This window comes from Bacillus seohaeanensis (assembly GCF_042684945.1).
Classification (GTDB): domain Bacteria; phylum Bacillota; class Bacilli; order Bacillales; family Bacillaceae_B; genus Rossellomorea; species Rossellomorea seohaeanensis.
This window is the reverse complement of sequence record NZ_JBHUMF010000026.1, coordinates 43,836-65,106: the sequence shown is the minus strand read 5'-3', so window position 1 is coordinate 65,106 and position 21,271 is coordinate 43,836. Positions and strand designations below refer to the sequence as shown.

The following is a 21,271-nucleotide window of genomic DNA, read 5'->3' as shown; positions in this document are numbered from 1 at the left end:
GTTCACCTTCCTTTATAATCAAAAGTAAAGGTATCTGAAATCAAAACTAATCGTAAAATTAGTCGCTCCAGATACCTCAAATTGATTGAATCCTTTATGTAATGTAATTAATTTTCTATTTGTCAGACCAAATATAGATGAATCATTTTTTAATGAACGAATACCTTCCAACTTGATAACATCTGATTGGGTAGTATTTCCTGTATAAGTCCATTCATCACCTGTAGTGATATTTTTAATTCTTAAATTTGTGGAATCTCCTTGAAATATAATAGTCAAATCATGTTCTCTCGGGTCTACGGTTACATCTCCATCATTCCAAACAGAGAACGTGTTAGTGTTAAAGGTGTACTGGATAGGTGGATCGCCTATATCTTGGTCTTCTACTTGAATTAGTGTGTCAGTTTCGTATGGTTGAATGGTAGTGCCAATGGATTGGCAGTAAGAAGAAGGACTTATCAAATTTAAAGTGAAGGTTGCTGTAACCCTGTTTACCTTCTCAGGTCTAAAAACTTGATATGAACGAACTAGCCACCTTTTTTCCGTTTGTCTTGTATCAACTACATAGAAGTATGTTCGAGCATCAAACAATCTAAAAACAGAATCTCTTGCTAACTGATAATCTAGATAATCGTTAGCTAATATTCTAAACTCAGCTTCTATCATTCTAGGATTCAGAGATTCATCCAAAACAATAACTCCATCTCTTCCTTCAATCTTTTCAGTGATTAATTCAGATGAAAGGCTCTCAGGCTCGAATGACAAACACCTGAGACCATAATCATCTAGATTATATTCATTCCAATCCTTATCAAATATTTGTATCATTGTTACCTCATCACCCCATTCTTTGTATAACTACTTAGTCTTGCTGTTGATTGTTTATCTTCAAAATATTCGTATGTAAGGTCTAAAATCTCTTGATCACCTATGTACACGTTTATATTTGGTTGACCTGTTGAATTTGTTGCTTGCTGAGGCATATAATCAGTTATTTTCTTTGCCAACATACTCATAACACTTTGATTTAATGGTACTGCTGCCTCTGGCACATTTGCATCACCTACACCAATTAGTTGAGGACTATTTGGTGCGAATAAGCCCCCATCACGATACCAATTAACATTTATACCACTAGGATAAGTAATATCCTTACCAAATACACTTTTCGTGGATGTTTTTAATGAGAAATGAGGTAAGTCAGGCATCGATGGCTTTGGAATTTTAAGAACCATGTTTGCGAAAAATCCAACTATATCATTTTTGAAATCTCTAAAATCCCCTACAATTTCAGATAATTTTGTTGCTGCCTTCGATTTCAAATTTTTTAAATTCTTTAGACCATCTGCAGTCGCTCTTGCTGTCGCTGATGCTATATTACCAGCCATCTCATCGAACTTTCGTTTTGCTGTTTTCTTCATGAAATCCCAAGATATTGACAATTCGTTTGTAAATTTATCCCATTTACTTAATACCTCTCCTGTTTCCCAATCTACTGCGTTGATATGTTCTTTTGCTTGTTCTTTAGCTTCTTTTACTACCTTAGTGTGAGTTTCTTCTGCTTTCTTAACCACTTCATCTTTTTGTCTTTTCGCTTCTTCAATAAGCTTGTCTGCTTGTTCAGCACTAATAACACCCGATTCATCACGCATACGAATGATTTCGGCAATAGCAGAGTTATATTGTTCGTTAGCTTTCTTGATGACATCATCTTTCTGTTTTGTTGCATTCTTAACAACTTCTGCTGCTTGTTGTGCAGTGATTTCAGAGGATTCCGTTTTGAGACGTTCAAGAATAGCTTTTTGCTCTGCTTCACTTTCAGACATGACAGTAACTGCTTGAGTTTTCATCTGTTGTTGTATTGTATTAATTTCTTGTTTTTCAGCCTCAGTAATTGCACGTTTTTCTTCTTTAGCAGTATTAAGTATTTCAGCTATTCGTGCTTGACCATCAGTGACCGATTGTTGTTGTTGAGTCTGTGATTCTTGAACTTTAGCAACTATTTTCGCTTCTTCTTCTGTAGTAAGAGTGTTACTTCTTGCAAAGAAGTCTTGAGTAGCTAATAACTGTTCCTCGTGGTCTGCTTTCATTTCAGTAAGTATTTGATCATTCATTTGACTAAATGTAGTTATTAATTGATTAGCCATTTCTTCTGTAACAGTCTGCTGACTCCAAGCTAATCCATTCAATGCCACTGTTGCCTCTTCATCTAATTTCAAATAGGATCCGACAACTTTTTGTGTAGATTCCGAAACCTGATCACTAAATAATTCTACTTCTATGGCAGGTTTCTTCATTTCTTTAGCTAGTGCAATACCACCTACAGTTAATGCTGCAACTCCAGCAATTGCTAGTCCTACAGGTCCTGTTAAAGCCGTTAATGCTGCAGTTAAACCACCTGCCCCTGCAATAGCAGATGAAGCCATTCCTACAACAGATATAATTGAACCGATACCACTAGCTAGACCACCAACAACCATAATTAATGGAGGAATAGCCGCTGCAATACCACCAACTACTAAGATTGTTTTCTTAGCTTCAGGTGACAAATCAGAAAATTTCCTTGCTAAATCAGTAATTACTTTTATTCCATCTGTTAAAACAGGAAGTAGTGCATCAGATAATTCAATGGCTAATCCTTCTAAAGCAGACATCATTTCTTTAAAAGAGCCCTTAGCGTTATTAGACATAGTGTCAGCCATTTTCTTTGCTGCACCGTCTGCACCTTCAAGCATTTCGGTATTATCAGCTAAAGCATCTGAGCCTTTTTCTAATAAGATTGCCCATGATTTATATGCTTCTTGTCCAAAAATAGTAGATAATGCCGCTGCCTTTTGTTCTGCAGTTAAACCTTTTGTCCCCTTTTCAATCTCTTGCATTACCCTAGGTAAAGATTTCATGTTACCTTCTGCATCGAAAAATTCTAAACCTAAGTCTTTTATTACTCCAGCCGCTTCTGAAGATGGTTTAGTTAATCGAGTAAGTGATGTAGAAAATGCTGCTCCTGCTTTTTCACCTTGTAATCCTGCATCAGATAGAGCCATAACTGCAGATGTTGCCTCTTCTAAACTCCAACCTAATGAGTTAGAGACTGGAGCAAGGTATTGCATCGCTGTTCCCAATTGCTCTACATTTGTGTTAGCACTTGATGATGCTTTTGCCAATACGTCAGAAACATGTCCTGCTTCACTAGCATCAATAGCAAATCCACTCATGATATTAGAAGCAATATCTGATGCTCTTCCTAAATCTAAAGCACCTGCTGCTGCCAAATCTAAAAGACCTGGCATAGAAGCTATGATTTCATTAGCGTCAAATCCAGCCATTGCTAAATATTGCATACCTTCACTAGCTTCACTTGCACTAAATTTAGTAGTAGCACCCAATTCTTTTGCTTGTTCTTCTAACTTTTGTAGAGTTTCACCAGTTGCCCCACTTACCGCAGACACCTTACTCATACCTTCTTCAAAATCAGCACCAGTTTTAGCAATTACTCCTCCTAAACCAACAATCGGAGCAGTAATAGACATTGTTGCACTTTGACCGACTGACTTCATAGACGAGCCGACACCTTTTAATTTTTCTCCTGCTTGATTCATTTTCTTTCCAAGTTTATTCCAAGCGTTTGACTGTTCGGCTATTTCTTGAGTTACGTCACCAAGTTGAGACTCTGTTTTATACATAGTTGCAAGTGCTTTATTATATCTAATCAATAAATTCTCAGTTGCTTTTGCATCTTTGCCTTTTGTCGCAACACTTTGCTCATATTGTTCTTTTAACTGCCCTACTTTTTGCTTATGTAATGTAAGTGTGTCTGCTAAGTGGTCTTGTTTTCGTCTAAGTGAATCTAGACTACTTTCAAAACCTCTGTTTCCTGCTGTTGCTGCTTTAAATTCAGAGTTTAATCCTTTTAGTTTACGGTTAATATCCTGCATACTTCTAGTAAAGTTTGCGTCCTCTAATGATAAATTAATCTTTAAAGCACCAAGTGATTCAGCCATATATTCACCTCCTATATAACTTGATCAATATAACCTTTAGATTCTTCTTCACTGTAAAGGTCAAAATAGAAATGAATATCCATCTCATCTATTTCATTAAGAGTCCATCCAATCTCTATCAGTTTCCTATAAATATTTTTAATAGCTACCAATGGATCTTTATTTACTTTTTTTCAGTTTTTTCACCATTCGTAGTACCATTAATTGTTTGAAAAACTTGCACAATAGTTGGCACAATTTCTTCCGTTGGTAAACCATCGTAAAATTCATCGACTGAAAATTGGAAATCAAACACTTGACATGTTAATTGCACTAATTCATCTAATTCCTCAGCGGATAAATCATTAAGATCCATTCTCTTACTAATTGATAGCATTTCACGGAACGTTCTTGCCTTCACAAAACCTGTTACAAAAGTTTTTTCTTCATCGTTTATCATTAATTTTAAATTCAAGTTATTTCCTCCTTATTTTTAAACATAAAAAAGAGACGGATTAACCGCCTCTCTATCTTCTTAATTATTAAACTATTGGCATGTGTCCGTATACATAATCAAACCATTCATCAATTACTTGTGGTGATACAGTTGGATCATCACTATCTACTCTTGCTCTCCATTCACCATCATCTTTTGATACAAATTTTGCACTAAGCGTTTGATTGACGAATTCCACTTGGTCTGCTTTTGTGCGGTAAGAATCCTCTGGAATAGAGAATTTCCCTTTGTATAAAACAACATAACGATATTCCCCATTAGATTTCAATGAACGGAATAACAGTGCTAGATAAGGTGAAACATCATCTGATTTATCAATTACAACCCCATCCTCATTAACTGTCTTACCAAGTAATAAAGCATATTGCTCCGTACTCAAATCATCTACGTTAATTTCAACTTCTACGTCACCCATTGATTCTGCAACCTCAGACGCCTGATCATCTGCATAAAGTGTTGTACTGTTTGTATTTGGGGTGATAGTCGCATCAATCGCCCTTGCAAACTTTTGTGGTGCATCATAACTACCATCATTTTTTAAAATTGCTACGTGCAAATCTTTTAAACCAACTTTTACTCCTGCCATAATTATATAGCCTCCTTAAAATAATAAAAACGGAGAACTTTGTGATATATAATCACGTCCTCCGCTTCTTCTTCGTATAATTCTGTTTCATAGTTTTTTGTAAATCCTACTTGTTTCATTTTTGCTTTTACTTCCTTAACTAAGTCTGTATAATCACCTTTTGACCACACATCTACTTGTATAGAGTGACGAGTAACTGTTTCATCATCATCTGCACTAACCGCAGCACCTTGATTGTACTCGAAAAAAGTTATGTAAGTATCTTCGCTACCTTTATATTTTTGAAATGCAACAGGAGCTAAACTGTTTAGAGTTGAAATAATTAAGCTATTAAGGCTCATAAGTTTAACTCCTTCTTAATAGCATCACTCATAATTTCTTGAGTTTTAGCTTGTTCATTTTCAAATGTGGGAGCAACAGTAGGATCAGCACTCATTTTAGAAGTTCCAAACTCATGGAACATCATGTAATAATGGTCTTTAGAGTAACCAATTTCTACTTCATCACCATTCTTTTTCACTATTACATTGTCTGCCGCATGTTCTTTATTTAAGTTACTTCGTTTTCTATTTGTATTATCAGCAATCTTCTTTCGCATGTGTTCAGCACCTTTATCAAGTGCCTTCTCTTTAGCTTGTTGAGTGTTTGCCATTCCTTCAATTCTACTGAGAATATCAGTCATTCCATCTAATTTAATACCCATTAGATTACCTCCTTTGCAACAAAGGTAAGCCAAATATTCTTTTCATCTTCATTAATAATGGACTCGATACCAAAGTACCTTGTAACTCCATTTTTACTGAATTTTATTCTCATATCATGAGAAACACCTTTTCCACCAGAATATCGAGTAATAAATCTTTCTGTGATCTCATTCTTAGTGGTATTTGCTTGCTGATATTCTTTGCCCTTTAACGTTTTAATAGCACAAGGTACATTTACCTTATAATCTGTATAGTCAGTTAACGGGAATCCGTTTTCATTTACTGCATCAGGGTCTGGAGGATTTTGAAATGTAATTCTTTCTCTCAATTGTCCTACCTTCATACCTCTTGCCCTCCTGTAAATTGTATCTGAAAAATAATACTTTCCAAACTGAACGCAAGTGAATCAGCTTTCCCTACTATTTCACGGTTTTCATACCAATGGACAACAAGCATACAAACAGCTAACTTATGTAAATCATTTAATTCATCAACCTTAACACCAGTAGCATTCTTGATATAAGCTTTGGCTGCAGTTATTAGAGAATTGAGTTGAGTATCTTCCTCAACCCAATCCTCCTCAATCCTTAAATATTGTTTAACCTCGTTCAACATGAGGTATCAACTCCTTATTACGCAGAAACACCTGTAACATCGATTGTCGCATATACATAAGCGTCTTTATCTGCTTGTTTAACATCGAAACGTTCTACACAACGTGCAACATTTTGGTTCTTCGTGAATCCTGCATGTTCAGAAATAGCCACTTCATAAACACCACGGTCAAAGAATTTAATTGCATCAACCATAGAACCTACATACAGTGGTGCTTTCTTTGTTGTTGTACCTGCTGTTGGTAATTCTGCATTGGAGAAAACATGAACAGGTAAACCAAATAATGTTTTATTTGTTGGTTGTGTTGGATCTGGTTGTAGTAATGGACGATTATTTCCATCTTCTAGTTCATCTAAATAAGCAAAACCATCTTGGTTTGTAATAAATACAGAAGCTTCACGAATCGCAGGGTCTAAATCTTTATTTACTAGACCTTTAAGACCTTTAATATCAGCTACAGCTTTTGCAGTTTTTCCAAGTTTCAGTGCCTCAAAAATCTTCTTATTCTCAGTACGAATTGCTTTCTTAGAGAAGTTACCATTTAAATAAGTTAAGAAGTTAGCAGTTTCATCTTGCAAGAATGATTTACTAATAGGTGTAATAGCACCGTAGTTAGCAATCTTGTATTCTACATTTGAGAATTTCGGTTGCTGTTCGTTAAGACCAGTATTATCCTCATCAAAATTAACTAAATCTGTCATTGTAGAAAGGTCTTCCACAACAAAAGAACCGCTTTCTGTAGATGTTGGGATGACTCCAACTAATGCTTTAGCTGACTTATATTGACGTTTTAACTCATTGATTTCAGTTGCAATATCTTTTGGTACAAGATACCCTCCGTCTGTATTAACAGATGATTGCACTAAAGCACGTTCTTCCTCAGTGAGTGCCTTACCTTTAATTGCTTTAGCGAATACAGAACGAATTTCAAGTTTGCTTTCAGTTTTAATTTCACGTTTTTCCATTTTAATTTCCACCTCACGTTGTTCTTCTTTGTCTAATTCAGTTTGAATATCAATTTGTTTTTGAAGAGAACGAACTTCTGCTAATTTTGTTTCCGCATCTTCAACTTTTCCTGCTTCATTCAAAGAACGAGCTTCACCTTTTAACGCTTCAAGCGATTGTTTCATTTCATCAATTTTCTTCATACTAAAATTCCTCTTTTCTAATAAAATTTTTTCAATAAAAAAAGAGCTTATATAAGCTCAAGCTCTATTGCGATTTGTCGTTGTTTTAACTCTCTATTTTTCTGTTCTTTAACCTCTTGCTTAAACTCTTCATAACTTCGGCATGACGCTTCACTCGTGAGATAAGCAGGAAAAGGTGTAATAGTTACTTCAATCAATTCTAAATCTTTAATTACCCTTAGTTCAGTACCATCTTCTAAGTAATCCCAATCATCGTCAGTAACGTAGAATCCAAAACTACAACCTTCTACATCTCCTGAACGCACTAACTCGTATGTATCTTTTGCATAACTAACATTAGGATTGATATTCAAACTAAACCTTAACCCAATATCATCAACAAATAATTGTAGGCTATTTGTTTTAGTTGATCCCAGAATCTTACTTGAATCATGGTTGTACAATCCAAAAATATTATGTCCATCTGCTAATGTTCTATTGAAAGCATTCTTATCCACTTGTTCAAAGAATCCCATAAATTGTGAGCGAGTGTTAAATTTATTAATATAACCTTCAATTAAGAAACTCTCTTCTTCATTTGAATTAACTTCAATACTTTCAACATCAATTTTACGAATTTCCTTTTGTTTACTCATTATCTTCACCCCCTTTCGGAGATGTTTCTTTTATGTATTGCTCTCCAACCATATCAATCGGTATAGCATTACCATTTAAAATAAGTGTATCGGCATTTTTATCATCCACTCTTGGAAGATTTTCTTGTTCTCTTCCTTCATTTCTACTGATATAGCCACTTTCACCCATTATTTTTAGGTATTCAGCTCTTTCTTTTGGTGAACTACGCAGTATACTATCAACATTAAATCGCCAAAAGTAACCTTCATTTCGTTCTTTTTTTGTACAAAGTTTCCACGAAAGTTCCTGTTCGTACATAACTAAAATGCTTTGAAGTGTATCAACATAAAACTCTTTCTGTTGTTCAGCTATATTACTATGTGTAGCACGATCTAAACTATTAATTTGATGCATTTTCACTCCAAAAGCCGCTGCAATTTGCTGCATACTGAGTTGATTTAACTCCAAGAATTGACTGTCTGCCATTGTAGAGTTAATGGATTGGAACTGGAATCCGAGTGGTACGGGTAATATTGACCCTGAATTTTTCACCCCTGATGCCATTCTTTGAAAACGCTCTTTCATTCTCACTTCATCTTCTGGATTAATTTGAGATGTATATTGCAAAATCCCCTTCGCAAATAATCCATTTTTAAAGTATTCATTGACATAAGATTGTCCACCCTGAGCATTTTCAACAAGGGTTTTTAAGTAATCCTTTACTGCCATTCCTTGAATACCATCCTTTGTCATACCAAAGAAATGTAATACCTCATCATGCTTCAGTTTCATTTGACCATGTAAAGTATTGTAGATGTACCAAATAGCGTTATTTCTATCAATAACCCCTTTATCATCTACCCAGATTTCAACCTTATCCATGTCTAACGGATATAAACCTTTGACTCTACCAGCATGTCTACCTGCTTTTATAGTGTCAATATACACAATTGAATGTCCATAATATAAACGATTCCATTCAACAGCCTTAAAAAAGGTGGATGACGACATGTATTCATTTGGTCTTAATTTCAAAAGGTTATATAAATAATGGTCTGTTGCTTTCCTTGTACCATTGCCAGTTTCTTGATGAAGTTTTAAAGGAAGTTTACTAATTGTATCTGATAAAATTCTCAAACAAGTAAAGAATGTAGCTTCTTTTGCCTTATCTACTGAAATACCATCTAACTCAATTCCTAAGATCTTTGCTGCTTCTTCATCCGCCAATGTAAAAGTATAATCCCTTTTCTCAGCTCGTCTAAATAACATTTACTCACCTCCTTTTACTTTTGTTTGAAGGTGGATGAAGGGAAAAATACACACCAAACAACAAAAGGAATATTCCTAACACATAGATAGATGCTACAAAGCTTAATAGGTAAGTAGCTAATGTGATAAGAAACACTCCTAGAATAATAAAAATGTCTTCTATAAAGTTTTTAATTTGTTTCAATTTATCACCATCCTATTGAATCAAGGAACTCATCTTGATATAGTTCTGAAAAATCAGTTTCACCGTTATAATTATGGTTCATTGCTCTAGAGAATCCGATTATAATTGAAGCAATCGGGTCAATTCTATCACGAGATTTTCTTTTATCTAACATTTCATTTTCATTATGATCCATTCTAACAACCGCATTCCCAATAGCCCAATTTATTACTGGATTGTCGTTATGAATTATTTTCTTTTGATATACAATCTCTCTAAAATGTTTAGTGGGTGGAGCGAGTGTTTTCATTCCTTGAATAACCTCTACCATTGGATAACCTTCATCCATCATTTCATTAGCAAATTGAGACGCATTCCAGTTGTCATAACAAACCTCTTTAACTATGATATTATGTTCTTTCACAAAATCAGTTATATATTTTTGTATGTACCGATAATCAACTACTTCACCATCTGTTGTAGATAGATAGCCTTGTCTTTCCCAAACATCATAAGGGACTTTATCTGTTTTTAATTTTGAGTGAAATTTAGCTTCAGGTATAAAAGAGTGACCTAATACAACAAATTCATCATTCTCTTGTGGAACAATGAAACTCACACTAGTTAAATCCTCTTTTTTCGATAAATCAATTGAAATATAAGTTTCTTTACCCTCAATGTTAGGTAACTTAATATCCCTTTTCTCAATCCCACAAGCATTCCATTTAGATAAATCCATGTAACCACCGTCACGTTGATTCACCCAAATATTCATGTTTTTAGTTAGAAAGTTTCTCATCTTTTCTGGTACATCTAATGCTGCTTTCAATTCTCCTCTTAAATAAGCAATACCTTCATCGTAAGAACAAAGAATAGGATTTGCTTTAACCCAATTCCTTTCATCCTTGATGTCATCACCTTCATCTAATTCATTAATCATTACAAAATACTCATCATTTTCAATGGAGCTTTCGGGATCAATTATTTTACTAACGTAAGGATATTCCACTCTATAACAAGGATTGCTCAATTCAAAGCCTGCTGTAGTAATTATCATAGTTAAAGGTTGTGGTCTTGCACCCATTCCAGATTGTAAAACATCTAATATTTCAGATGTTTGATGGGCATGATATTCATCGATCACAGCACATTGTGGGTTAAATCCGTCACCAGACTTGTTAGCATCTTTAGACAACGCTGTAATAAATGAATTAGTTTTTAAATGCTCAATCTTTCCATAAGCTATCTTGTATTTATTCTTGAAGAAATCAGTACCTTGAACCTGTGCTTTAATTTCATTCCATACAATCTTACTCTGCTCAGATTTTGTAGCACCTATATAAACCTCTGACATGTTTTCACCTAATGCCATAGATTCATAAGAGCTTACACAAGCTAATGATTGTGATTTAGCTGACTTCCTACCCACTTGCCAATATGCACGTTTAAACCGTCTTAATCCTGTTTTCTGATGAATCCAACCGTAAATATTAGAGAAAATGAATATTTGAATTGGTGTAGGTACAATATTTTGACCTGCTAATACTCCTTTTGTATGTTTGAATAGAGTCATCCAATTTAAGAAACGCATTGCTTTCTCTTCATCAAATACATAAGGAAAATTGTCTGTACCTTCTTTATCTAAATCCTTTAGGAATCGTCTACAAGCTTGTTTTTCCTTCTTACATGCTACTATTTCACCAGATAACACATCATTTGAATATTCAATTAACCATTCTCTAAGCATCATACATCACCAAACATTTCTTCTTCTCTGCTTTTAGGTGTGTCGTCTTTATCATTAGGAATAGTTAACCTTGCTCTTGCAACAGGAGACAAACCAAATTCACTCATAAACTTTTGCATCTGCTCAAATAATTGCTTCTTTTTAGTCAGAAGTGGATGGGGAACAGAATTAGTTTCTCCAGCTTTGTTAGTGTGTTCCATCATTAATCCTTGTTCTTTAATTAACTCGGAACATTTTATATAATCTGCATAAGCATCACAAAATAAAGCAATTGAGTGAATATCAACATTCTTTAATAAGTCATTGCCTTCAAACTCTTTCACTACTTTTCTAAATTGAGTTTTAGCCAATTTACTTAACCAAGTTGGGGGTTTGATATTGTCTGACTTGAATGTAATTTGTTGTTCTAATTCTTCACGCTGCTGAATTTCTTTCTTTGTTAACCGATTCTTGTTACCATCTAACAAATGTAGTTGTAATGGCTTAGGATTTCTGCCCATCTGATCACCTCCTTAAAAATGAGCAATAAAAAAAGAAGCGTTAACCGCTCCATATTTTCCCCATTTACCATTTTTAAACGAAATTTCTACAAGGAGAGTTGCCTCCCCGTTCCATAGAAATTTTTCAAAAAATTCTTGAGTACCCCCTACCCTATTTACTATGAATTTTATTATGACAAGCTTGGCATACAGTCTGTAGATTAGATGGTTCAACTCTTAATTCCCATCCTTTTTGACCATCTCTTAATTCAACTAAATGATGGACAATTGATCCACTAACTAATTGATTATGTTCTTTCAAATGTATTTGGCATAGTCCTAAATCCCTTTTGAATACAATACTTCTAACTGTTCTCCACTCTTTGCTCTTGTAGAATGTAGTATACTTTTCGTCACGTCTAGCATTGTATTCCTTATCATTCTCACGCTTATTGTCATCAGCAACTATCTCATGTTTATCACAATATCTATCCTTAGTAAGAGCATAGCAACCTACCTTAGCACATTCCTTCAATGGTTTACTCGGCATTTAAATCATTCCTACACTCACAAAACATCATCAATAAACTTATTATCTTCTGCATCAATCTCTTCAAGCTCATCAACAACAAACTCAATACCTTGTCTAATAACATCTAACTTCCTAACTAACTTATCTGTATCGACATCAACTGTAATTGAGTATTCACCTATATTTGTTTTCTTGTTATCTTTTATCAAATGGTACTCATACAATTCAAACAGCCTTTCTACACTGACAGAGTTTAACTCCTGTTCATTTAAGCCTGTATGCTCTAACAATTCCTCGTATAACTTTTTAAAACTCATTTACTATTCCTCCCAAATAAAAAAGAGCAACCATTTACAGTTGCTCCATTCCAATTATATTTATTTAACTACCTTGCTCTACTTTGTATTTAGCTTTTGATAGACTAACTACTTTATTATTCGGATCATTACCTTCGAATTGTGCTGCAACAACTTCATACTCACCTGGATCTAGTAACCAGTCTTCTAACTCTAATGAAGATTGTGACATATATCCACCTTGATTAGCGTCAACAAATATCTCATTCACATACAAAAATACCTCTTTATCTCCATCAAAGTTTTCGATAGTATACCCAACAGAATCCATAATCACATCATCTGATACAAATAACACAGGTACAGTGCCATCTGCTGAGTCACCACTAGGCGTTTGTATACTAAGTTTTCCTTCACCAATTTCCGTAGTATCTGATGGGAAAGGATATTCACTTTTAGGCTTTTCTGCTACATCCTTTTCTTCTTGTGCTGGCTCATCGGATATATTAGATTCTTTGTCAGTTGTCTCGTCTGTATCTGACGAGCATCCTACTAACAATAATAATAATAACAATCCTACTCCAATTAACTTTTTCATTATAAACACTCCTTCAAGAAATATCTTCCATTATGAGTGTATACGATTGGGTAGTCAAATAGTTTCATCAATAGTCTTACTCAACTCATCAATTTTCTTTTGATTAACCTTAATCTCATGCAAGTTGTTACGAATAACCTCCGAATTCATTTCAAATCTCAACTGCTCCAACTCACGCTTATGTATCTTCAATTCCTTATCAATATCCTTTAAAGCTTCCACAATGCCGATAACCGATGATAATAAATAAGCAATACCAACTATAATGAAGGCACTTACAGTCGATGTATCGAACGCATAAGACACTAGAAAAGCGTATAATAATAGCAATACAATATAACCTATATTTTTTATTAGATGTTTAATAAATGCTTTCATTTTTATCTCCCCCTATTTTAAACAAGATTAGTAAATCTTCATTCGTTCCTCGTAACCATCAAAATGAATTAAAGTAATGTATTCATCATCATCTTCTTTCTCTTGCATTCTCTCCACAACATCCACACCTTTTGCAGTGATTGTTATGTATGCCCTTTTAAATCCTTCAAACTTAACTTCAATATATTCAGCCTTTTCTAAATATTGGATATCAAAGTTACTTTCAACTAGTTCATCTAATCCTACAATTATTCCACTATCCATTGAGTTAAACTCTATCGCTTCGTTGTACACTCTTTCTAAAACATCTAGTCGCTCTTGTTTCATTCTTCATCTCTCCCCTAATTTTTCGCATAATAAAAAGACAGCCCAGTTTTGGACTGCCTTCACTTATATATTATTTAAGTATTACATCTGTATTTTTTAATTCTTCTGGAACATAATCAAGTAGAATAGTAATAATCATGTTATATTGCCAAGGAGTAATGCTTTCCCCATGATTTTCTTCTAGCTCACTTTTTAACTTCTCAAGAGTTTCACCCCATACAGGGTAATTATTTTCACTCTTAGCTTTATCCAATAAGCGAGTCACAATAGCTAATACTTGAAAATATTCATTATCCTTCACAGTAATAAAGTAATCTTTTTGACTAATACTCAATAATCCCAACTCCCCATCAAATAAATTTATCTTACCTCTACTCATTCGACAAAGAGTGTAATATCCCTTCTAATTATGTAATATTTTGCTATATTAATAGGGATAATGTTACAATTATAATTAAAGGGGGTGAAAATATGGCTGATACAGTAAAGGTAGACCCTAATCCAATTCAACGTAATAAATTTGATGTAGCTATTGAACTAGTTAATTTACACAAAAGAAATTTTGGATTGTCTTCAGGAAAAGAAATTGAAGAGCTTTTTGCCAAGTATTATGCTCTGGCTAAGTATTTAGAAGATAATTCAGTTGATGAGTTAGAATCTCTAATAGATCAAAGTATCGTTGAAAAAGCCGGATCTTTTAAATCTGCTTCCTATTAATTACTTACAGTCAGTCAGTCTCTCTTTTGAGGCTGATTTTTAATTCAGCTCCCTCTTCAACACCAAAAAGACTCACCAAATAAATGATGAGCCTAAAAAATTCATTTCTTTTTCCAAACTAAACTTTTACTATGTACAACACCTACAAAATAAATAATCCATATTATTGGAGCAACCCACCACCAACCAGACTTAGAAGCTCTTAATTCAATTTTGCTTAACTCTAGCGCTGCACCACATAATGCTATAAGTATCATCAATCCGAATACAACAATGAGAGTTGGGTGCTTCTTCATAAAAGGGTCAGATTCAATTTCTGAATTAGAAAGAGGTCTCCCTGTTAATTTAGATATTGCATTTAAGAGTAAGAATAATATTAAAAGAACAGAGGATCCCCCTACAGCACTTAAAATTAAAGCTTTACCTAGAGGAATGTCATTTGCATACTGGAAAAGACTTGTAAATCCTTGAATAGCTCCAAAAGCACCCATGAGTATAGCTGCAAATATACCAAGAATTGAAATGAAATTAGTAATCATACCCTTATTGGACTCTTCCATTTTCTTATTAGACTGTTCAAGTTTTCTATTTTTCTCAATTAGATCTGTAACTTGCTTGGATAACTCTTCAACTTTTTCTGTCTTTTTTGACAACTCCTCTTGAAGGTTGCTGATTTTCTCAATTTCTATACGTTGTTGCTCAAACAGTGAGTCTTTTTGTTGCTGTGCTAATTCAAGATGTTCCAATAATTTAACACACTTAATAAAAACTTCATCTTTTTCTTCCACAACTTTAAATAATTCCCTCTCTAACTCGGAAATGAAATATGGGAACTCCTTAATATTAATGCTGTAAACAAATACTGTAACTGCAGCATAAGGAAGAGCATCTTTATCAAATTCTTCTAGTAAAGATATTATTTCACTTATTAGAACTTCATTGGTTTTCTCTTCTACATCTGCTACGTCAGTGCCAAAAAACTGATATAATACCTTAATTAACCTGTTTCCTTGAACCTTTCTTTGCTCAATTAACGAAGTCATTTTCTAAATCCTGAATCCTATATTCTACATTTTTTTGAAGTAGTATAGATTGTCTGTTTTTATACCAAGTGCTATGTGAATGACTTTCTTCTACAAGATCATTTACTGAATGTCCCAAATATTTAACAATATAGTCGTTAAATATCTCATACTGATCATTGTATGTTCCTTTGTCCATTATTGAAAACCTTCCATACTTCTTGTATCTATGGTATTCCGATTCAACTACAGGTCCATAAGTCCATGCTTGGAATGGTTCTGTGTATATTTCCCTAACAGTACTATCTATGCCATATTCTTTAATGTAGTCACCTAGTGCAAAATACATAACTTTTTGAAGTTGTAAATTAGATATCCCATTTGCAGATTTGTTAGACACTGCAATCACATGATCAGCAAATTGTCTCATAGTCATAAATATCTCCCCTTTCTATAATATATTCTGATTAAACTTATTGGAGATAAAAATGAGGTTAATTAGTGATTATATAACTAATTATACCATAAATCAATCTATGTAATGAATTTCTGCTTAACATTTATTTGAACTAAGTTGTTAGCCCAGAATATCAGCTAACCAATTCAAAACAAATTTTATGATATAATTAACAAAAATACTCTGAGGTGACTAGATGATCAATGCAATCGGGTATGTAATTTTATCAATAACAGTAACCACGCCATTTTCCACTATGTATATTAACCCTTTATCCTTCATCTGCATCAACCCGATAAGTCACACCAAGTACGCAATTTTGTATAGTACGCATAGTCACATGAAAACGCTTACTCATAGCCTCATAGAAAGCCAACTTACTACCTTCCCATATACTAAATTCTTCCCTAACAATTTGTGCATTCTCAAGTGTCAAATAGTTCTTTTCAACATCATAACTACGATTCTTTTTATTATCAGATGATGTGCCCAAAATCAGATTTTCGATACAGTTGTTTTTCACATTTCCATCAATGTGATCAATTTCAAGTTTCTCTCCATATTTCCTCCAGCTTTTAGGTTCATCACCCCACATGCTGGCATATACGCATTCATGTTCGTATAGAGGTACTGATTTACCATCGTCATGTTTTAGTTTTGTAAGCAGATATCCTTTGTCTCCTACACCTTTTGGGTTATTAGATAAAAGCCACTTGCCTGACATCTTGTTGTAAACCTTCCCTAAACTTGGACTCACCAAATACTGACTGTATCCTTTTAGTGGTAATAAGTCCTTCACTTCTTCAATTTTCGGTAATTCTTTTGTGATTGCGTTATCTCCGTAACTCATTAATCAACATCTCCCTTTAATTTGTTAATGGAGTGCGTGTCATCCCGACATGGCTTTTAAGCCTCCAATAAGACAACTATCCGATAAGCTGGGGAGAAGCAGACTCAAAATCGAATAATTATCTTGTTGCAGACTTAAAAGAAAATAAGCACCAGCCCCTCGTGACTAGTGCCTTCGCTACAAAATTAAAATAAACTAATATAACCATAGGAAAAATTTTTATTAAAATTGTTTACTTTTCCTGTAATTATGATAAAATATGATTACGGAATCGTTTAATTAATTTTAACAAAAAGAAAAAATGATAAGAAAGTTAGTATTACTCACCCTAGAGGTTTTCCTACGGCAACAAAACTGGATATCCTTTGCACTGTAACTCTCTTATCACTAGGAGATAACCACAACAACCCATAAACCCTTATATATCAAGGTTCACAGACTGTTTTGTGTGGGGGTTTGTGGAATTTTTACGATTTTTTGAAAGATTTTAAGAACGTTTCTCTTTGAGTTGAATATAAGATGTTCATAAGTTTGATTGCACATTTACTTTTATTTTCAATCATCTTAACCAACAAATCGTACATTGTTTCTTCTTTTACGTTTAATTTATTCATTCTGAAACTGTAATACTTTATCAAATTATCAATAGCAATATTCTTTTCTTCATCATCAGAATAATTAGCATATACCTCTTTAATCTTATCGTTCATTTTTTCAACATAAGTTAAAATCTTACCTTCTTGCTTTCTATCCCCTTTTGATTTATCCTTCCTAACTAACAATTCAGTGAACTGAACGTATTCAATACTAGATGCTTTCTTTGTCTTCATTACTTTATATAAATAATCCATAGGTGTATCATACGCAGTCACTCTATTCTTGATAGTCCCACTTTGACTAATATACTTCCAGAATAAAGGTTTAGCTACTACTGTCTTAATTACTTCAATTTCTTTGTTAGTTTTCTTATCAACTTTAATTACAGTTTTCTCGATTGATCTTGCAAACGGCTTAATATATCGCTCAACATTTCTAATCTCTTTATCCATATCTATATCAAAGAATTTTTTACTCATATCTATAGCAATCCCACTTAGAATAGTCATGACACTTGTTTTTTTCATAAGACCAGTCAAGTCTTTTTCCTTTTTCCCGCTATTCCATTGATCCCAGTAGTATGACATAGCTTCTTGACCCAAATTAACTACACGTCCAATATACTTTTGACTTAAACTTAAAGCACAGTCAATTTTACACATATCTTCTTTGTTTAATTTGTAGTCCAATTTCTTCCCTTGCACCTCATTCTTACATACTGGATATTTACGGAAACACCGTTCTCCTAACTCCGTCAGTTTAGGTGAGTCGAATAACAAGACTGTATCGGAGTCGTAGTCTGCACCTGATAAAATATCTTGTATTTCAAATTTCACCGCATTTACACAAACAATATTATCTGTGAGATTAAAGTATTCCTCAATGTCCTCAACGTATGTATTCTTAGCAACTAGCACATTTGAAGGTGATGTATGTGGGTTTCTAAACCCTATCAACTTTTTATCAAAATCAAACAATGTTGTATATATCTCATTTTCTTTAAGAGATAATGATTCTAAATCATTTACATCAAATTGACCAATAGCATGTTTTAGAAACTCCAAACCGTTCCCAAGCATGACACAGTAGTCGCCATGTAATCGAAGTTTGCCTTTCTTAACATGGGTAACATACTTATTTATTTCCTTCGTCCTGAAATCTCTAAATATCTTAGTGTTTACAATTTCATTATTTTGCTTGTACAATTCAACAAACATCATGAAACTGTTTATGTTGGTAGCATTTCCTTCAAGATATTTAATGAAAGAATTATCATCAGTTTTCAATTTTTCGATGTAGTCTAATTCATACTGTGCAAGGGCAGAAATATTAGACTTATACATTTTCAAACTATTAATCATTTGATAAGAGGTCTGCTGGAGAACATTCCCTTCTTCATCTTCCCCTCGTTTAGATTTCTTCTCATGTTTACAAACACCAAATACATTCTTATCTGCTTTAACAACCCCTTTCCAATAGTTGAACATTTGCTTTTCTTTATGCTCACCTTCAAATATATGGCTAAATTTCAATGCTTTAAGGCTTGAAGGTGTAATAATCAAGTGTACATTCTTAGCAAGAATATCTTCACCAAACATATTAGGTATTTTCCAAGTATTGAAGTTAATATTATTATCCTTTGCGTAGTCTTGAAGGTATTTTCTAATATCACAATTAAAAGCTGCACTCTTAAACATGTGGTTACGTAACAACATCATGGATTGATCTTCATTAAAGTAATCAGATTGTAAAAGTGATTCCCCATCAAATAATGAGTTAATAATTTCCGTTTCCTCAACAACACTATCTAAGTATTCACCTTTAGACTTAACAACATTTGCTACCCTCTTAAATTTACTTTCAACATCATCAACTATAAGGATATGTTTAGGATTAATTTTAATCGTTTTTTCCAGACTTGAACCGACTAATGATTCATAAGCAAGCAATGAAGCCAAATCAATCTCCATATTTTCTTTTAAATCTAATCCCATGCGTGACCATTTAATCATTTCCTTATGTAAACTTTCCTTGATTGCTAGTACCTCGCCTTTTCTGGACTTCGAGCTAGAGCGTTTGTATATAACATAATGCTCTTGTGAAAGGATTTCCCCCGTCTCTTCATTAACATCTGTAATAGTAAAACCATTTTTATATAATTTATGTCTTAATTCATCATTTTTAACTTCTTGCCATTTATCCATATCTTTTTCGGATTCAATAACTTTAATGAATTCATTAAGTTTACCTTTATAGTTGCCATCGTCTAATTCTTCAACTTTATCCTCTAATTTACCTATAAGTTGTTCACCTGACATAACCTTTTGATTGAATTTAACATTGATTAAATCATCAGTGATCTTTCTCTCACTATGCTTAACAGTTGTAACATTTAATCCTTCTTTTTTGAGTCTAATTAACTCCAAAGAATAAGGAATCATACCAACATACTCACCGTTAACTTCACTACCTCGTACCATATGTGAATATAAGTCTGCACCTTCAACTGATTGAATATATACTGAATTATTTACTTTTTCCATAATTAAAATCTCTCCCTTGATTATAATAGTAGTTAAAAACCGAATGATATTATATATTTAAACTTTAACGTTCGTAATTTTACCGAATTAAGCATATAAAAATTGACCACCTAATATGTGTGATCCGGATGTTTGTGTATGATATAAATTTGATTAACAATTATGTAAAATTAACCTAACACTATGTACAAATTAATCTGCCCAATGAGCAACTTGTTTGCGAATTGTAAATACTGTATCTTACTATGTATCTTAATTACTGTATCTTATTACTGTATATTCTATCTTTACTTGCTTTCTATATACTGTACCGCCATTGCCAGCAATAGGAGTACACCAACTTTGCATTTCCAACTTCCACCTCTGCATTCTCGTTTGTCACCTCTGCATTTTGAATACTCACCTCTGCATTGAGAGTACTTAGGTGAAAATGGCTTTAAATCAACGTTTTTAGAACAGTGAATTATGTACGTAATAATGGTTGTTATAACGAGTAAAAACCAGTTCATCATTCTCGTCATACTCATCATTAGTTTCCAATTTATGTTTTTTAATCTTGATTAATTTCAACTTTGACAACTTCTCATTTGCTTCCTTAATCTTAGTCTTGGACACTTTCAATCTATCAACTAGCGTGTCGTACCCCACAAAGCAAAAACTCCTGTCCCTGTTTATATCCTTATCATCTTTGTTGATGTGACTCTTATAATAAAAGACTTGTCTAAAAGCATATTCATCAATCTGCTCATTCTTAAAGTATGTAAATATTTCTGCTGATAATTTGGTAAACATCTTATCATCACCATACACCTTGTCATTGAAGGTGATTGTAAGTTCTCCTCTTGTCGGAAGTTTATTTATTTCATTTTCAATAAGCTCCAACTTATATAATTTTTTCAATCTATTTTTAAATGTTCTTGTGTCCGAAATCTTCAAGAATTGCATTAACTTTTTGTGATCAAGTTGAATTTCCTTCTCCTGAAAGTTTCTAAAATACTGAAAGCAAAGACGAGCGTACATCACAAACTCATCATTTGATAAAAATACATCCTCATTTCTTACTATATTAGTAGGTACTTTCACGAATAATTTCTTCTTTTTATTGTTTTCCATAAGTGTATTCCCCATTCT

At 33.5% G+C, this 21,271-nt stretch carries 25 protein-coding genes; 1 reads left to right on the top strand and 24 read right to left on the bottom strand.

Translation table 11 applies throughout. From position 1 onward, the window contains the following. Positions 1–18 precede the first annotated feature (18 nt). The 19 genes from ACFSUL_RS10740 to ACFSUL_RS10650 form a co-directional block, all read right to left on the bottom strand. Entirely contained in the window at positions 19–828 is an 810-nt protein-coding gene (locus tag ACFSUL_RS10740) for a phage tail family protein (protein ID WP_377935237.1), read from the bottom strand. A gap of 2 nt (positions 829–830) precedes the next feature. Continuing rightward, complete coding sequence (locus tag ACFSUL_RS10735; protein WP_377935235.1) at positions 831–4,001, bottom strand: phage tail tape measure protein; 3,171 nt, start codon at positions 3,999–4,001, stop codon at positions 831–833. 163 nt (positions 4,002–4,164) lie between these two features. Further along, entirely contained in the window at positions 4,165–4,455 is a 291-nt protein-coding gene (gpG, locus tag ACFSUL_RS10730) for a phage tail assembly chaperone G (RefSeq protein WP_377935233.1), read from the bottom strand. Positions 4,456–4,522: 67 nt separating this feature from the next. Next, positions 4,523–5,083 (bottom strand): major tail protein, encoded by a 561-nt coding sequence (locus tag ACFSUL_RS10725; protein WP_377935231.1) that lies wholly within the window; start codon positions 5,081–5,083, stop codon positions 4,523–4,525. A 2-nt stretch (positions 5,084–5,085) separates the two neighbouring features. Then, entirely contained in the window at positions 5,086–5,424 is a 339-nt protein-coding gene (locus tag ACFSUL_RS10720) for a hypothetical protein (protein WP_377935229.1), read from the bottom strand. Beyond that, the gene (locus ACFSUL_RS10715) at positions 5,421–5,786 is read right to left on the bottom strand and encodes an HK97-gp10 family putative phage morphogenesis protein (RefSeq protein ID WP_377935227.1); all 366 of its coding nucleotides are present in this window, start codon (positions 5,784–5,786) and stop codon (positions 5,421–5,423) included. Before ACFSUL_RS10715 ends, ACFSUL_RS10720 begins: the two co-directional genes overlap by 4 nt. Next, positions 5,786–6,130, bottom strand: a complete 345-nt coding sequence (locus tag ACFSUL_RS10710; protein WP_377935224.1) for a phage head closure protein — start codon at positions 6,128–6,130, stop codon at positions 5,786–5,788. The genes ACFSUL_RS10715 and ACFSUL_RS10710 overlap by 1 nt, the downstream gene beginning before the upstream one ends. Further along, positions 6,127–6,402 carry a head-tail connector protein gene (locus ACFSUL_RS10705; protein WP_377935222.1) on the bottom strand — a complete coding sequence of 92 codons (276 nt, stop codon included), beginning with the start codon at positions 6,400–6,402 and terminating at the stop codon, positions 6,127–6,129. The genes ACFSUL_RS10710 and ACFSUL_RS10705 overlap by 4 nt, the downstream gene beginning before the upstream one ends. Before the next feature lie 17 nt (positions 6,403–6,419). Beyond that, on the bottom strand, positions 6,420–7,550 hold the full coding sequence (locus ACFSUL_RS10700; RefSeq protein WP_377935220.1) for a phage major capsid protein: 1,131 nt from the start codon (positions 7,548–7,550) through the stop codon (positions 6,420–6,422). A gap of 47 nt (positions 7,551–7,597) precedes the next feature. Then, on the bottom strand, positions 7,598–8,185 hold the full coding sequence (locus ACFSUL_RS10695) for an HK97 family phage prohead protease (protein WP_377935218.1): 588 nt from the start codon (positions 8,183–8,185) through the stop codon (positions 7,598–7,600). Beyond that, a complete protein-coding gene (locus tag ACFSUL_RS10690) occupies positions 8,178–9,434 on the bottom strand; it encodes a phage portal protein (protein WP_377935216.1) in 1,257 nt (418 codons plus the stop codon). Before ACFSUL_RS10690 ends, ACFSUL_RS10695 begins: the two co-directional genes overlap by 8 nt. 188 nt (positions 9,435–9,622) lie before the next feature. Continuing rightward, the gene (locus ACFSUL_RS10685) at positions 9,623–11,344 is read right to left on the bottom strand and encodes a terminase large subunit (protein WP_377935214.1); all 1,722 of its coding nucleotides are present in this window, start codon (positions 11,342–11,344) and stop codon (positions 9,623–9,625) included. Next, the gene (locus tag ACFSUL_RS10680; RefSeq protein ID WP_377935212.1) at positions 11,344–11,844 is read right to left on the bottom strand and encodes a phage terminase small subunit P27 family; all 501 of its coding nucleotides are present in this window, start codon (positions 11,842–11,844) and stop codon (positions 11,344–11,346) included. The genes ACFSUL_RS10685 and ACFSUL_RS10680 overlap by 1 nt, the downstream gene beginning before the upstream one ends. Positions 11,845–11,995: 151 nt before the next feature. Further along, the gene (locus ACFSUL_RS10675; RefSeq protein WP_377935210.1) at positions 11,996–12,373 is read right to left on the bottom strand and encodes an HNH endonuclease; all 378 of its coding nucleotides are present in this window, start codon (positions 12,371–12,373) and stop codon (positions 11,996–11,998) included. Positions 12,374–12,390: 17 nt separating this feature from the next. Continuing rightward, a complete protein-coding gene (locus tag ACFSUL_RS10670) occupies positions 12,391–12,672 on the bottom strand; it encodes a hypothetical protein (protein ID WP_377935208.1) in 282 nt (93 codons plus the stop codon). 64 nt (positions 12,673–12,736) lie between these two features. Further along, complete coding sequence (locus ACFSUL_RS10665) at positions 12,737–13,249, bottom strand: hypothetical protein (RefSeq protein WP_377935206.1); 513 nt, start codon at positions 13,247–13,249, stop codon at positions 12,737–12,739. Between the two features lie 54 nt (positions 13,250–13,303). Continuing rightward, a complete protein-coding gene (locus tag ACFSUL_RS10660) occupies positions 13,304–13,627 on the bottom strand; it encodes a hypothetical protein (RefSeq protein ID WP_377935204.1) in 324 nt (107 codons plus the stop codon). A gap of 27 nt (positions 13,628–13,654) precedes the next feature. Then, the gene (locus tag ACFSUL_RS10655; protein WP_377935202.1) at positions 13,655–13,954 is read right to left on the bottom strand and encodes a hypothetical protein; all 300 of its coding nucleotides are present in this window, start codon (positions 13,952–13,954) and stop codon (positions 13,655–13,657) included. Between the two features lie 70 nt (positions 13,955–14,024). Then, entirely contained in the window at positions 14,025–14,288 is a 264-nt protein-coding gene (locus ACFSUL_RS10650; RefSeq protein ID WP_377935200.1) for a hypothetical protein, read from the bottom strand. A gap of 137 nt (positions 14,289–14,425) precedes the next feature. Here ACFSUL_RS10650 and ACFSUL_RS10645 point away from each other — a divergent pair, with 137 nt between their 5' ends. Continuing rightward, positions 14,426–14,671, top strand: coding sequence for a hypothetical protein (locus ACFSUL_RS10645; RefSeq protein WP_377935198.1), 246 nt, complete (start codon positions 14,426–14,428; stop codon positions 14,669–14,671). Between the two features lie 101 nt (positions 14,672–14,772). On the opposite strand, the gene ACFSUL_RS10640 is transcribed toward ACFSUL_RS10645, so the two are convergent. The 5 genes from ACFSUL_RS10640 to ACFSUL_RS10620 form a co-directional block, all read right to left on the bottom strand. Further along, positions 14,773–15,714, bottom strand: a complete 942-nt coding sequence (locus ACFSUL_RS10640; RefSeq protein ID WP_377935196.1) for a hypothetical protein — start codon at positions 15,712–15,714, stop codon at positions 14,773–14,775. Beyond that, positions 15,698–16,129 (bottom strand): Panacea domain-containing protein, encoded by a 432-nt coding sequence (locus ACFSUL_RS10635; protein WP_377935194.1) that lies wholly within the window; start codon positions 16,127–16,129, stop codon positions 15,698–15,700. Before ACFSUL_RS10635 ends, ACFSUL_RS10640 begins: the two co-directional genes overlap by 17 nt. A 292-nt stretch (positions 16,130–16,421) precedes the next feature. Then, entirely contained in the window at positions 16,422–17,000 is a 579-nt protein-coding gene (locus ACFSUL_RS10630) for an HNH endonuclease (protein ID WP_377935192.1), read from the bottom strand. Positions 17,001–17,467: 467 nt separating this feature from the next. Further along, the gene (locus ACFSUL_RS10625) at positions 17,468–20,140 is read right to left on the bottom strand and encodes an RNA dependent RNA polymerase (protein WP_377935190.1); all 2,673 of its coding nucleotides are present in this window, start codon (positions 20,138–20,140) and stop codon (positions 17,468–17,470) included. 450 nt (positions 20,141–20,590) lie between these two features. Further along, positions 20,591–21,223: a hypothetical protein gene (locus tag ACFSUL_RS10620; RefSeq protein ID WP_377935188.1), complete on the bottom strand. Its 633-nt coding sequence runs from the start codon at positions 21,221–21,223 to the stop codon at positions 20,591–20,593. Positions 21,224–21,271: the final 48 nt, after the last annotated feature.

Bases quoted from the DNA above. Each gene is read 5' to 3' on its own strand.
- ACFSUL_RS10740 (WP_377935237.1), bottom strand. From the start codon at position 828: ATGATACAAATATTTGATAAGGATTGGAATGAATATAATCTAGATGAT.
- ACFSUL_RS10735 (WP_377935235.1), bottom strand. From the start codon at position 4,001: ATGGCTGAATCACTTGGTGCTTTAAAGATTAATTTATCATTAGAGGAC.
- ACFSUL_RS10725 (WP_377935231.1), bottom strand. From the start codon at position 5,083: ATGGCAGGAGTAAAAGTTGGTTTAAAAGATTTGCACGTAGCAATTTTA.
- ACFSUL_RS10720 (WP_377935229.1), bottom strand. From the start codon at position 5,424: ATGAGCCTTAATAGCTTAATTATTTCAACTCTAAACAGTTTAGCTCCT.
- ACFSUL_RS10715 (WP_377935227.1), bottom strand. From the start codon at position 5,786: ATGGGTATTAAATTAGATGGAATGACTGATATTCTCAGTAGAATTGAA.
- ACFSUL_RS10710 (WP_377935224.1), bottom strand. From the start codon at position 6,130: ATGAAGGTAGGACAATTGAGAGAAAGAATTACATTTCAAAATCCTCCA.
- ACFSUL_RS10705 (WP_377935222.1), bottom strand. From the start codon at position 6,402: ATGTTGAACGAGGTTAAACAATATTTAAGGATTGAGGAGGATTGGGTT.
- ACFSUL_RS10700 (WP_377935220.1), bottom strand. From the start codon at position 7,550: ATGAAGAAAATTGATGAAATGAAACAATCGCTTGAAGCGTTAAAAGGT.
- ACFSUL_RS10695 (WP_377935218.1), bottom strand. From the start codon at position 8,185: ATGAGTAAACAAAAGGAAATTCGTAAAATTGATGTTGAAAGTATTGAA.
- ACFSUL_RS10690 (WP_377935216.1), bottom strand. From the start codon at position 9,434: ATGTTATTTAGACGAGCTGAGAAAAGGGATTATACTTTTACATTGGCG.
- ACFSUL_RS10685 (WP_377935214.1), bottom strand. From the start codon at position 11,344: ATGCTTAGAGAATGGTTAATTGAATATTCAAATGATGTGTTATCTGGT.
- ACFSUL_RS10680 (WP_377935212.1), bottom strand. From the start codon at position 11,844: ATGGGCAGAAATCCTAAGCCATTACAACTACATTTGTTAGATGGTAAC.
- ACFSUL_RS10675 (WP_377935210.1), bottom strand. From the start codon at position 12,373: ATGCCGAGTAAACCATTGAAGGAATGTGCTAAGGTAGGTTGCTATGCT.
- ACFSUL_RS10670 (WP_377935208.1), bottom strand. From the start codon at position 12,672: ATGAGTTTTAAAAAGTTATACGAGGAATTGTTAGAGCATACAGGCTTA.
- ACFSUL_RS10665 (WP_377935206.1), bottom strand. From the start codon at position 13,249: ATGAAAAAGTTAATTGGAGTAGGATTGTTATTATTATTATTGTTAGTA.
- ACFSUL_RS10660 (WP_377935204.1), bottom strand. From the start codon at position 13,627: ATGAAAGCATTTATTAAACATCTAATAAAAAATATAGGTTATATTGTA.
- ACFSUL_RS10655 (WP_377935202.1), bottom strand. From the start codon at position 13,954: ATGAAACAAGAGCGACTAGATGTTTTAGAAAGAGTGTACAACGAAGCG.
- ACFSUL_RS10645 (WP_377935198.1), top strand. From the start codon at position 14,426: ATGGCTGATACAGTAAAGGTAGACCCTAATCCAATTCAACGTAATAAA.
- ACFSUL_RS10640 (WP_377935196.1), bottom strand. From the start codon at position 15,714: ATGACTTCGTTAATTGAGCAAAGAAAGGTTCAAGGAAACAGGTTAATT.
- ACFSUL_RS10635 (WP_377935194.1), bottom strand. From the start codon at position 16,129: ATGACTATGAGACAATTTGCTGATCATGTGATTGCAGTGTCTAACAAA.
- ACFSUL_RS10630 (WP_377935192.1), bottom strand. From the start codon at position 17,000: ATGAGTTACGGAGATAACGCAATCACAAAAGAATTACCGAAAATTGAA.
- ACFSUL_RS10625 (WP_377935190.1), bottom strand. From the start codon at position 20,140: ATGGAAAAAGTAAATAATTCAGTATATATTCAATCAGTTGAAGGTGCA.